This window comes from Vibrio sp. SCSIO 43135, assembly GCF_023716665.1.
GTDB classification, from domain to species: domain Bacteria; phylum Pseudomonadota; class Gammaproteobacteria; order Enterobacterales; family Vibrionaceae; genus Vibrio; species Vibrio paucivorans.
Genome location: NZ_CP071859.1, coordinates 521,254 through 533,317, shown reverse-complemented (window position 1 = coordinate 533,317; position 12,064 = coordinate 521,254). Strand labels below are relative to the sequence as shown.

Below are 12,064 nucleotides of genomic sequence, written 5' to 3'. Positions count from 1 at the left end.
CTTAATCATTCGCTTTTAAATTTATTCTCGTCAGGTGCAATGTTCATGATCTGCAATGCACCTTTCATAATTTCAGAGAAAACAGGCCCAGCAACCGAACCACCATAGTAGTTGTCACCTTGCGGCTCATTGACCACCACCACCAGCGCAACTCTCGGGTTACTTGCAGGTGCTACACCTGCCGTGTAGGCAAAATATTCATCACCGTAACCACCAGCTATCGCTTTACGGGAGGTACCGGTTTTTGCCGCCACCCGATAACCAGGAACCGCCGCTTTGGTCGCAGTGCCTCCCGGCTGAGTCACGGTTTCCAGCATTTCCAGCACTTGCTTAGCAATGTTGTGGTCAATCACCTGGCGCGACAAGTCTTGTTGGTTATTCTCGATTATATGGACGGGTTGATATTTACCATAGTTGCCTAATGTCGCATAAGCGTGTGCAAGCTGGAGTGGGGTAATGGTAAGGCCGTAACCAAACGCTAAGGTCGCGATTTCAAACTTTGACCAACGACGGCGATTAGGGAAAATACCTGTCGTTTCACCGACCAAGTTCAAGCCTGATACTTCACCAAAGCCCACGGAGCTATACATTCCCAACAAAGCCTCAAGCGGCATGTCCAAGGCCATTTTCGCCACACCGATGTTACTGGACTTTTTCAAAATAGTGGTAAGGTCAGCCTTGCCAACCTTTGAGGTATCACGAACTCGGCTACCGCCAATCTGCATAATGCCATTGCCGGTATCGATTACAGTATCTTCATCCACCACACCATTCTCTAGCGCCGCGAGTACAACAAATGGCTTCACTGTTGAACCGGGCTCAAAAGCATCCGTAATCACTCGGTTACGCATCTTAAACGATTGAAGATCTGAGCGATTATTTGGATTATATGAAGGGGCGTTAACCATCGCCAAGACCGCGCCTGTTTTGACATCCAGCAGTACGGCTGAACCAGAGGTTGCACGGAAATCCGCCACAGCTTGTTTTATGGCTCGGAAGGCAATGGCTTGCAGGCGCTGATCGATGGTCAGCTCTAGAGGCTTACCTTCTTCTCGTTCTTCCAACGAGATGTTTTCAACCACTCTGCCGTATCTGTCTTTACGAATAATGCGTTTACCCGCTTCTCCGGTCAGCCACTTGTCATAGCTACGCTCCACGCCTTCAAGGCCATGGCCATCAATTCCGGTTACACCAATAATGTGAGCACTGACTTCCCCTGCGGGGTAGTAACGGCGGGATTCTGATTTTAATCCTACCCCTTTTAATTTCAGCTCACGAATATAGTTCGCCATGGCTGGGCTGACTTGGCGTTGAAGGTAGATAAAGCGGCGCTTACTATTATTTTCGATACGCTCAACCAAAGCATCCCGCTCAAGCCCAAGTACATCAGCCAAGGCGTACCAGCGGTCGCGGTCTTCCAAGCTATTTTCTTTGAAGATAGTTGCAGGATCGGCCCAAACCGCTTCAACAGGCACACTAACAGCAAGCGGTTCGCCATTACGATCTGAAATAATGCCTCGTGCAGAGTGAAGTGTTTTGGCGCGAATTGAGCGCAGATCACCTTGACGAATGAGGTTGTCAGGTTCAATAACTTGAATATAACCAATTCTAGCGACTAACGTAGCAAAGGCTAAAAACAGAAAGAACAGCACTAAATGGAAGCGCCAACGAATCAGAATAGGGGTTTCTTTCGCTGGAGTTTTTTTCGCTTTTACACTGGTTTTGGCTTTACTCTTGGTCATTGCAGATTGATTACCACTTCTTTGTCTGCATCTGGGCGCTTCATCTCAAGCTCTCGTTTAGCAAGAGCTTGCACCCGACTGTGATCGGCTAATGCGGTTTCTTCGAGGATAAGGTTGCGCCATTCACTGCCCAATCGATCACGCTCTAATAACATCTGATCTTTTTCAGAAATGGCCTGGCGAGAATGATGAGTGACAAACACAACGCCCATTGCACTGGCAAAAATTAGCACTAACAACACCATCGGCACTCGGCCAACAGTAAATAAATCCTGTGCGATTAATTTTGCTAAGTTAGGCGCTTTTCTACTCATCGGTATCGATTCACTACAGTTTTTCAGCTAAGCGTAATACCGAGCTTCTTGAACGTGTATTCAGCTCAACCTCTTGTTTTGACGGCTTAATGGCTTTCCCTACCGCCTTCAAGTCGGCGCTACCTAACGCTTTGATTTGGTCTTCTGTCAGAGGGATACCGTGTGGCACTTCTGGCCCTTTGCTTTCTTTGCGGATAAATCGCTTCACCATTCTGTCTTCCAACGAGTGGAAGCTAATCACAGATAAACGACCTTGTGGTGCTAGAATGCTGGCAGCACCTTTAAGCGCGGTATCAATTTCCTCTAATTCACTGTTGATGTAAATACGAAACGCTTGGAATGCACGTGTCGCAGGGTGCTTCTTTTCTTTAAAGCTTTTCGGCGCCGCTTCTGAAATCAGCTTTGCTAACTGGCTAGTGCGAGTCAGTGGTTCTTTTTCTTCATCGTCACGATGCGCGACAATCGCTTTAGCAATTCGGCGAGCATGCTTATCTTCGCCAAACTCGCGAATCACCCAGGTAATATCATCAAGGTCAGCTTCTAATAGCCATTGTGACACTGGGATACCCGATGTTGGATCCATGCGCATATCCAACGGGCCATCTTTCATAAAGCTGAAGCCACGCTCTGCATCGTCCAACTGTGGGGATGACACGCCTAAATCCAGCAGCACTCCATCAACTTTACCGACCAAGTCGTATCGCTCGGCATAGTCCGCCATACCAGAAAATGGGCCGTGAATAATGGTAAAGCGAGGATCATCAATCTTTTGTGCTTCGGCAATCGCTTGAGGATCACGGTCAATACTGAACAGGCGACCATTTTCACCTAGCTTAGATAAGATAGTGCGGCTATGCCCGCCACGTCCAAACGTTCCATCAATGTAGGTGCCATCTGGTTTGATAGCGAGCCCATCAATAGATTCATTAAGGAGTACAGATATGTGTTGGAATGATTCGGTCATCGTTATCTCATCAAGCTGGTGCTGAATTCGCGTAAAACGCTAGCTATTGGTATCAGTGTACTGATTTAACGCCATATCTCCACCTTTCGAATCAGGCTTCTCGTGATATTGCGCTAAGTTTAGTGCTTACGAAATTTATTTCGTCAATTAAAAGCAAAAAACCCATCATAACGGGAGGTTATGATGGGTCTCGAATGGGTGGAGTTGACACATACGCCGGGTTCTGTCCCGCTTACGCGGTGGTAACCATTCGTCTAGGCCTGCAATCGCTCACAGGCTCAAGCAATCTACCCGCCCCCAAACACGAGCAATGCTATGCGAGGGCCTATTTGATCTTGCTCCGGGTGGAGTTTACCTTGCTACGAACTGTTGCCAGTCGCACGGTGCGCTCTTACCGCACCCTTTCACCCTTACCTGTACTCATTCCTAGTTCCGAAGAAAAAGAAAATTGAGCCATCGGCGGTCTTCTCTCTGCTGCACTTGTCGTGGGCTCGCGCCCCCCAGGCGTTACCTGGCACCCTGCTCTATGGAGCCCGGACGTTCCTCCCCTCCATCAGTCTCCCTAAGGACATCAATGAAGCAGCGATTACCCGTTCAACTCCGAAGGCGGATTGTATAGATAAGCGCTAACAGTGTCTAGCAAGATCACAAATATGCTGAAAGGCATGCACTAAGTGATGCTTTTTTACACTAAACAAGCAGCATTGCTGTATTAATCTAAGTGCTCAAGCCCCCACTTATATAAAGCGTTCTTCTTGAGATTGTATATTTCTGCGGCCATAGCGGCGGCTTTCTTCAGAGGCAACTCTTTAGTCAGAATTGCCAAAGTACGTGTTGCCTCTTCTGGTAAAGAGTCCTCGGCACTCTCTCTATGACCGTGGATCAAAAGTACCATTTCACCACGTTGTTGGTTTTCGTCCGCTAGTACCCACTCAATAAGCTCACCTAATGGCTTGCCTTGAATAGTTTCAAAGGTTTTTGTTAGTTCCCGAGCCAAAACGACTTCTCGGTCAGGTCCAAGGATTTCCAACATGTCCTTAAGCGAATCCGTAATTCGGTGCGGCGATTCATAAAAAATACAGGTACGCTCAGCTTTAGCAATTTCAAGAAACTTATCTTTACGCCCCTTGCTCTTGGCAGGAAGGAAACCTTCAAAACTGAAGCGATCCGACGGTAAACCTGATGCGCTTAACGCAGTGATGACCGCACAAGCACCTGGCAATGGCACAACTTTAACACCCGCTTGACGACACTTATTGACAAGGTGGTACCCTGGATCGCTAATCAGCGGTGTCCCCGCATCGGACACCAAGGCAATAGATTGGCCTGCTAGTAATCGCTCAACTAATACTTGTGCTTTCTGCTGTTCATTGTGATCATGCAAAGGGAATGTTTTAGTTTGAATATTGAAGTGAGCAAGCAACTTGCCAGTATGACGAGTATCTTCCGCAGCAATGACATCCACACTCGATAAGACTTCAATTGCACGTTGGGTGATATCACCTAAATTGCCAATAGGAGTCGGAACAATATAGAGAGTTGGGATCTCTGCTGGCAATGTTTTGTTATCTGTCATTTGTTTACCATCACTTCAACGATTAATATAGAGACAATTTTACACTTACAAGTTAAGAACTCATGGCTATGAAGAACCATAAGAGAATCAGTGTACCACGCTTACTAACTCCTGTTGCACTCGCAATTACATTGGCTGCTTGTTCGTCTAAACCCGCAGCACCGACTTACGTAGATATCACGCTCGATCCGGTTAAATCGGCTCAATCTTACCTAATGCAAGCTGACAGCAGTAAAGGAAGCTTACAAACTGATTGGCTGATTATGGCGCTGAAAGCCACTGTCGATAACCAAGATTTTGAGCTAGCCCAAAGGCTGACACAGCGCATCGCTAAGCAACCCTTATCTGAGATCCAGCAGGCAGAATGGCAGTTAGCACGAGCTGAGTTACTGCAACTAGATGGTCAATATGACCAGGCACTCGGTCAGCTGAATTTTCAGCCACAGTGGACCCTGCCAAATGAACAGTGGAAAGACTATCACCAGTTGAGAGCTGACCTGTATACTCAATTACATCGTTATTTTTCAGCCAACCGAGAGCTAGTCGCTCTTAGCCAATACCAAGGCCAAGAACTGCAAGATGATACTGCCGCGCTCATATGGGATAATTTCAGCCTCTACAACGAATCTGAAATTACCGCCCTAAATACCGCACCAGAAGAAGATATTCTTGATGGCTGGTTACAGCTGGCTGTTTATATGAAAACTCTTGCGAGTAATGTTCCCCAATTAAAAAACGCTCTGGAGAACTGGCTAGCAGAAAACCCTGATCACCCAGCCGCTCAACATACGCCGCAATCGATCCAAGATATTCTTGCTTTAGAGATCACTAAGCCAACCAATACGGCTTTGCTACTACCTCTATCAGGAAAATTCGCTAAGCAAGCTCAGCTAATCCGTGATGGGTTCATCATGGCTATGATGAACGATGACGAAAAAGACTCAGAAGCAACGCTGACTATTTTGGACACAAATCAGCTGACACCTGATCAGCTAAAGCTTACGTTACTTGAGAAAAACATCGACTTTGTGGTTGGTCCATTAACCAAGGCAAATGTTGAAATGCTTGAAGAGGTACAAGATGACCTTTCTCAGCCAATTCCAACACTAGCTTTAAATATCCCAGAGTCAGTAGAAGAAGGCACGAATACCTGTTACCTAGCCCTATCACCGGAGCAGGAGGTAGCTCAAGCGGCTAAGCACCTAGCAGAGCAAGGTTTTGAGTATCCACTTATACTCGCTCCACAAGGACGATTAGGTGAACGAGTTGTAGAGTCCTTTGATAAGGAATGGAAAAAACACAGCGACAATAAAGTGGCCGTAAATTTGTTCGGTGATAAACGCCAACTACAGAGAAACATCAACTCGGTGTTTGGTTTACAAGAAAGCCAGCAACGTATCGCGCAAATGGATAGCTTAATGGACATGTCACTAGAAAGCATGCCACGCAGCCGCCGTGACATTGACTCTGTCTACATTGTTGCTAAAAGCTCGGATCTTACTCTTATCAAACCATTCATTGAAGTCGCAATTAACCCAGACACACAACCGCCTAAGCTATTTTCAAACTCGCGTAGTAACAGCAGTGCTACCCAGTACGAAGATCTAACCGGCGTTGAGTACAGTGATATTCCTCTGCTGATTCAACCAGACATGGCATTAAAAGCTCAGATGGATACACTTTGGCCTAAAGGGTCTAACGCAGAGAAACGCTTACAAGCTCTAGGGATGGATGCCTATCAGCTGATGGAAGAGTTACCTCAAATGAAGGTAGTCGCCGACTACACCGTTCAAGGCCAAACAGGTGTACTGAGTATTGACGAACAGTGCGTTGTTCAACGTGAAATTAGCTGGGCGAAACGTGAGGCTATTTAGCCGACGTAGTACTGGCAATCACTATGAGACCGTAGCCGAAACCTATTTAACGGGTTGCGGTCTTAGACCTATTGAGAGAAACTTCAACACTAAGGCAGGTGAAATCGATCTCATCATGGCGGATGCAGAGACCATCGTCTTCGTTGAAGTTAAGTATCGAGCGCGAACAACACATGGACTGGCCGTAGAAACCGTCACGGCTAGCAAAATGAAAAAGCTGATTAAAGCTGCGACCTTATGGTTACTCAAACAAGGCTTGTCAGTTCATTCAACGGATTACCGATTTGATATCGTTGCTATCCAGCAACAAGGTGAACAAATCGAATGGTATAAAAACGCGATAACTCAAGGATAAACAATGCTAGATAGCATTAAAGACAGTTTTACAGAAAGCATTCAAATTCAAATCGCAGCAGCAGAAGCGCTTCCTGATGCTATTACCCATGCTGCTCAAGCCATGGTTGCCAGTTTACTCAACGGCAATAAAATCCTTTGCTGCGGCAATGGTGGCTCTTCGTCCAATGCACAACAGTTTGTTTCTTGTCTTTTAAATCGCTTTGAGACCGAGCGTCCAAGTTTACCAGCAATGGCTCTTACAGCCGACAACACCACACTCACAGCCGTCGCAAACGACTACCACTACCAAGAGATTTTTTCGAAACAAGTACGCGCTTTCGGCCAACCAGGTGACATACTGTTAGCCATTTCCACCAGTGGTAACAGTAAAAACATCATCAAAGCGATGGAAGCGGCAGTAACACGTGATATGACTATCATCGCCTTTACCGGTAAAGATGGTGGTGAGATGGCAGGGCTTCTTGGCGAGAACGATGTTGAAATCCGGATCCCATCACACCGTACCGCTCGCATTCATGAGGTTCATATGGTCACGCTACATTGCTTGTGTGATTTAATCGACCAAGTCTTGTTTCCAGCCCACGAAGAGTAATTATGAAGATACTTAAATTATCGAGCTTACTGCTCATTTTCATAACATTAGCCGGTTGTGCGGGCTCTAGCGCTGAAAACACAGCCAGTGATCCGCGCAGCATGAACCAAATTTGGAGCGATAACAATATTGACTTCGAAGTCGCTGGTTTAAGTAATAAACCACCTTACCGTGGTAACGTGAGTATTACAGCGAGCTCATTTGAAGGCACGGTGATTCTAATGGGGCAGTCGAGAACACAAGAGTTGCTAACCGAGTTTGAGACTCAGGCGCGTAAAGTTAAAGGTGTCAAAACCATCCATAATCAAGTACGAATTAAAGCGCCATTGAGTGTAGGTAACGTTAGTCAAGACAGCTGGATAACCACTAAAGTGAAATCCGCATTGCTGACTAAATCCGAGTTGAGTGGTGCGAACGTTAAGGTAATTACGGAAGATGGTGAAGTATTCCTACTAGGCTACGTATCTCAAGAGCATGCCGAAATCGCGACAGAGGTTGCTCGTAACGTATCTGGTGTAAAAAAAGTGGTTCGAGCATTCCAGTACAGCAACTAACACGCCACAAACAAGCACAAAAAAAGCAGCGATATCGCTGCTTTTTTTATTTAACCACGCGTAAGCTCGGCTTGCCTTTAGGCCTTGGAGGCTCATCGTCAGAAGTTTCTGTTTCTAACTCTGGCTCTCCTTCAATACTTGAAAGGGAGTGAGCAGCCACATCTTCTTCAAACGACTCGTTTGGCTCTTCCTCTTCAATCGAACCAACATATGCTTCTTCAGGTTCAAACATAGTACCTGCACCGTTCTCACGGGCGTAAATAGCTTGAACCGCATACAAAGGAACTATCACAGAGTGAGGGCGCCCACTGAAGCGAGCACTAAACGTAATCGCTTCATTACCAAGTTCTAAATTTCCTACAGCTCGTGGGGCAACATTCAGGATAATTTGACCGTCCTGAACGAACTCTTGCGGTACTCGAACACCGGGCATAGTTGCATCAACAACCAAGTGCGGAGTTAAATCGTTATCAACCAGCCAATCATAAAATGCACGTAGCATATATGGTCGGCGAGGTGTCATTTTGGAAATATCCATCAAACAACCATTAACGAGATAAGCGCATCTCACGCTCAGCTTCAGTCAAAGAAGCAAGGAATGAATCACGTTCAAATACGCGGTTCATGTAAACTTTAAGCTCTTTTGAACCTGGGCCTACCAGCTCGATACCTAATTGAGGCAAACGCCACAGTAACGGAGCTAGGTAACAATCGATCAAACTGAACTCTTCACTCATGAAGTACTCGTACTCAGCAAATACTGGCGCAAGTGTTAGTAAATCATTGCGAAGCTTGTTACGCGCATTTTCAGATTCTTCAGCGTTACCTTTTACTACTTTCTCGGCTAATGAGTACCAGTTACGTTCAATACGGTAAATCATTAGGCGGCTGTTACCACGAGCAACAGGGTAAACAGGCATCAATGGTGGATGAGGAAAACGCTCATCGAGATATTCCATGATGATTTTTGAGTCGTACAGCGCTAGCTCACGATCAACTAATGTTGGTACTGTCTTATACGGGTTTAGCTCAATCAGTTCCGCAGGCAGGTTTGCCTCATCAACCAACTCAACTTCGACGCTTACGCCTTTTTCAGCTAGTACAATACGAACCTGATGGCTATACATATCAGATGCACTTGAAAACAGAGTCATTACAGAACGTTTATTGGCAGCTACAGCCATGGAGCCCTCCAGCACACTTACAGATATAAAAAACAATGGAGGCTAAGCCTCCATTGTAAACATTAAAAATTAGGTATTAGCACGGTATGGTAGCACAATTAGTGCACATCACGCCAATACTCTTTCTTAAGCAACACAACAACAATAGTGAATAGCACTAAGAATGCCATTACCCACCAGCCTAGTGCATGACGCTCTAGCTTCACTGGGTCACCTGAGTACTCAAGGAAGTTAACCAAGTCGCGAACAGCGTTGTCATATTCTTCTGCGTTCAGTTCACCTGTACCGTCAGCTTCTACACCAACGACCACTTGAACTTCTTCACCCTCAACAACTTTAGTGCCGTAGATAGGTTTTGGAATACCTTGTAGTTCCTCTAGAACATGTGGCATACCAACACTTGGGAAGACTACGTTGTTCACACCAAATGGACGAGATGGATCTTCATAGAATGAGCGCAAGTAAGTGTACAACCAGTCTGTACCACGAACACGAGCAACCAATGTTAGATCCGGTGGTGGAGCACCAAACCATTTCGCCGCAGATTCCTGCGGGATGGCGTTAACCATTAGATCACCCACTTTAGCTTCAGGATCGAAGATCAAGTTCTCTTTAAGTAGGTCATCCGGGATACCGATATCACGAGCAACACGCTGGTAACGCTGGTACTGAGTTGAGTGACACGCGAAACAGTAGTTCATAAACAGCTTTGCGCCGTTTTGAAGTGATGCTTGGTCAGTCAAATCGTTGTTTGCTTTATCAAGTGGTACGTTAGCACCGGCTGCCATTGCAAGAGATGGCAGCATTGCAAATAAAATTACAATCCATTTTTTCATTTGAATGTCACCCTCTCTGGTAATGGTTTCGTCGCTTCATTCTTACTGTAGAAGTACAGTAGTACGAAGAACATGAAATAACCTAAGCTAAAGATCTGCGCTAGTAGTGTGTATGTTGGTGTTGCTGGAAGCGCACCAAGAATACCCAACGCGATAAAGCTGATGGTGAACTGAATAATGTTAAACAGATGGAATTTGCTACGGTAGCGGTAAGAGCGCACTTTACAACGATCTAACCACGGTAGAATAAATAGCACTGCAATCGACGCGCCCATTGCAACAACACCAAGTAGCTTATCCGGAACCGCACGTAGAATTGCGTAGAACGGAGTGAAGTACCAAACAGGAGCAATGTGCTCTGGTGTTTTCAGTGGGTTCGCTGCTTCAAAGTTAGGTGGCTCAAGGAAGTAGCCGCCCATCTCAGGGTTAAAGAACAGCACATAACAGAAGAAGAACAAGAAGCCAGCAACACCTACCATATCCTTAACTGTACCGTACGGATGGAATGGAATTGAGTCGATGATATCGTACTTCTTAGAGTAGTAATCGTGGAACTTAAATTGAGTCTTGTAATCGTCGCCCATCTTGCCTTTCGGTAGCTTAGTTTCAATACCGTCTGGGTTGTTGGAGCCTACTTCGTGTAGTGCCAATACGTGCAGCACAATAAGAAGCAGTAGAACGATTGGTAGTGCAATTACGTGAAGAGCAAAGAAACGGTTTAGTGTCGCACCAGAGATAACATAGTCACCACGGATCCATAGTGTTAGGTCATCACCAATAACAGGAATCGCACCAAACAGCGAAATGATTACCTGAGCACCCCAGTAAGACATTTGTCCCCAAGGTAATAGGTAACCCATGAATGCTTCAGCCATTAGCACTAGGAAAATCAGCATACCGAAAACCCACAGTAACTCACGAGGCTTTTGGTATGAACCATAGATCAAACCACGGAACATATGCAGGTAAACAACAACGAAAAACGCAGATGCGCCTGTTGAGTGCATATAACGCAGTAACCACCCGTATTCCACATCACGCATGATGTATTCAACAGATGCAAACGCACCTTCCCCAGAAGGAACATAGTTCATCGTCAACCAAATACCCGTTAGGATTTGGTTAACCAGTACAAGCATCGCTAGCGAGCCAAATAAATACCAAAAGTTAAAGTTCTTTGGCATTGGGTACTCAGAAAGGTGCTTCTTATACGCGTTCATTGCCGGTAGACGTTTTTCTACCCAATCAAGTACAGCTTGCATTATGCCTCCCCTGTTTCGTCAACACCGATGATGATCTTGGTATCACTCAAGTACATGTGTTTTGGAACAACTAGGTTAAGTGGAGCTGGAACGCCTTGGAATACACGGCCAGCCATATCAAACTTAGAGCCATGACAAGGGCAGAAGAAACCAGACCTAACACCTTGAACTTGCTCGCTAAAGCTATCTGGTAAGTACGTTGGGGAACAGCCAAGGTGAGTACAGATACCAACTGCTACAAAGTACTCTGGCTTAATGGAGCGGTAAGCGTTTTGTGCGTATTCTGGTTGTTGTTCTTCACCAGAGCTCGGATCGCGTAATTTTCCATCCAGCTCTTTAAGACCATCAACAACAGACTGAGCACGACGTACAACCCATACAGGTTTACCTCGCCACTCAACACGAACCATTTGCCCTTCTTCAAGTTTACTGACGTCAACTTCAACAGGGGCACCGGCAGCTTTCGCTTTTTCACTTGGGTTCCAAGATTTAATAAAAGGCACGGCAACCGCAGCCGCACCTAAACCACCAACAACAGCTGTTGTTGCGGTTAAGAAACGTCTGCGACCGTTATTTAAAGGCGCATTGCTCATCCAAACATTCTCCCATTTGCTCCTTTTGGATTATTGTTATTCCGCTTACAGAGCATGGCTAACAAAATACGAATTTAGTTGTATTTATTTGATGGCAAATGATAAATAAAACCCTACTTTTTGACAAGATAAAGCTACCTTTTTGTAACATCCATAAAGCAATTCGCTCGTTAGGTCACAAAAGGGACATAATTAAAAGAAAGGATTACGAAATAT

General features: G+C 45.6%; 13 protein-coding genes and 1 other RNA gene. 4 read left to right on the top strand and 10 right to left on the bottom strand.

The features are described from left to right. Nucleotides 1-5: 5 nt before the first annotated feature. From J4N42_RS02560 to rsmI, 5 genes are all read right to left on the bottom strand, one after another. Complete coding sequence (locus tag J4N42_RS02560; RefSeq protein WP_252029520.1) at nt 6-1,742, bottom strand: penicillin-binding transpeptidase domain-containing protein; 1,737 nt, start codon at nt 1,740-1,742, stop codon at nt 6-8. Beyond that, nucleotides 1,739-2,056 carry a cell division protein FtsL gene (gene ftsL, locus J4N42_RS02555; RefSeq protein ID WP_252029518.1) on the bottom strand — a complete coding sequence of 106 codons (318 nt, stop codon included), beginning with the start codon at nt 2,054-2,056 and terminating at the stop codon, nt 1,739-1,741. The genes J4N42_RS02560 and ftsL overlap by 4 nt, the downstream gene beginning before the upstream one ends. 13 nt (nt 2,057-2,069) lie before the next feature. Next, complete coding sequence (rsmH, locus tag J4N42_RS02550) at nt 2,070-3,020, bottom strand: 16S rRNA (cytosine(1402)-N(4))-methyltransferase RsmH (protein ID WP_252029515.1); 951 nt, start codon at nt 3,018-3,020, stop codon at nt 2,070-2,072. A 196-nt stretch (nt 3,021-3,216) separates the two neighbouring features. Further along, an RNA gene (rnpB, locus tag J4N42_RS02545) (RNase P RNA component class A) lies at nt 3,217-3,622 on the bottom strand. A 110-nt stretch (nt 3,623-3,732) separates the two neighbouring features. Next, nucleotides 3,733-4,596, bottom strand: coding sequence for a 16S rRNA (cytidine(1402)-2'-O)-methyltransferase (gene rsmI / locus J4N42_RS02540; protein ID WP_252029513.1), 864 nt, complete (start codon nt 4,594-4,596; stop codon nt 3,733-3,735). A 68-nt stretch (nt 4,597-4,664) separates the two neighbouring features. On the opposite strand from rsmI, the gene J4N42_RS02535 reads away from it, so the two are divergent. Genes J4N42_RS02535 through J4N42_RS02520 form a run of 4 tightly spaced genes read left to right on the top strand, consistent with a single transcriptional unit; the run spans nt 4,665 to nt 7,973 of the window. Further along, the gene (locus J4N42_RS02535; RefSeq protein ID WP_252029511.1) at nt 4,665-6,470 is read left to right on the top strand and encodes a penicillin-binding protein activator; all 1,806 of its coding nucleotides are present in this window, start codon (nt 4,665-4,667) and stop codon (nt 6,468-6,470) included. Then, nucleotides 6,457-6,825: a YraN family protein gene (locus J4N42_RS02530; RefSeq protein ID WP_252029509.1), complete on the top strand. Its 369-nt coding sequence runs from the start codon at nt 6,457-6,459 to the stop codon at nt 6,823-6,825. The genes J4N42_RS02535 and J4N42_RS02530 overlap by 14 nt, the downstream gene beginning before the upstream one ends. A gap of 3 nt (nt 6,826-6,828) precedes the next feature. Then, on the top strand, nt 6,829-7,419 hold the full coding sequence (locus J4N42_RS02525; protein WP_252029508.1) for a phosphoheptose isomerase: 591 nt from the start codon (nt 6,829-6,831) through the stop codon (nt 7,417-7,419). A gap of 2 nt (nt 7,420-7,421) precedes the next feature. Then, nucleotides 7,422-7,973, top strand: a complete 552-nt coding sequence (locus J4N42_RS02520) for a BON domain-containing protein (RefSeq protein WP_252029506.1) — start codon at nt 7,422-7,424, stop codon at nt 7,971-7,973. Between the two features lie 46 nt (nt 7,974-8,019). On the opposite strand, the gene sspB is transcribed toward J4N42_RS02520, so the two are convergent. The 5 genes from sspB to petA all read right to left on the bottom strand — a co-directional run bounded on the left by sspB (nt 8,020) and on the right by petA (nt 11,848). After that, nucleotides 8,020-8,511, bottom strand: a complete 492-nt coding sequence (sspB, locus tag J4N42_RS02515; RefSeq protein ID WP_252029504.1) for a ClpXP protease specificity-enhancing factor — start codon at nt 8,509-8,511, stop codon at nt 8,020-8,022. A 10-nt stretch (nt 8,512-8,521) separates the two neighbouring features. Next, nucleotides 8,522-9,157 (bottom strand): stringent starvation protein SspA, encoded by a 636-nt coding sequence (sspA, locus tag J4N42_RS02510; RefSeq protein ID WP_252029502.1) that lies wholly within the window; start codon nt 9,155-9,157, stop codon nt 8,522-8,524. Nucleotides 9,158-9,255: 98 nt separating this feature from the next. Continuing rightward, complete coding sequence (locus tag J4N42_RS02505; RefSeq protein ID WP_252029500.1) at nt 9,256-9,993, bottom strand: cytochrome c1; 738 nt, start codon at nt 9,991-9,993, stop codon at nt 9,256-9,258. Further along, nucleotides 9,990-11,255 (bottom strand): cytochrome b, encoded by a 1,266-nt coding sequence (locus tag J4N42_RS02500; RefSeq protein WP_252029498.1) that lies wholly within the window; start codon nt 11,253-11,255, stop codon nt 9,990-9,992. The genes J4N42_RS02505 and J4N42_RS02500 overlap by 4 nt, the downstream gene beginning before the upstream one ends. Then, the gene (gene petA, locus J4N42_RS02495; protein ID WP_252029497.1) at nt 11,255-11,848 is read right to left on the bottom strand and encodes a ubiquinol-cytochrome c reductase iron-sulfur subunit; all 594 of its coding nucleotides are present in this window, start codon (nt 11,846-11,848) and stop codon (nt 11,255-11,257) included. The genes J4N42_RS02500 and petA overlap by 1 nt, the downstream gene beginning before the upstream one ends. Between the last annotated feature and the right edge of the window lie 216 nt (nt 11,849-12,064).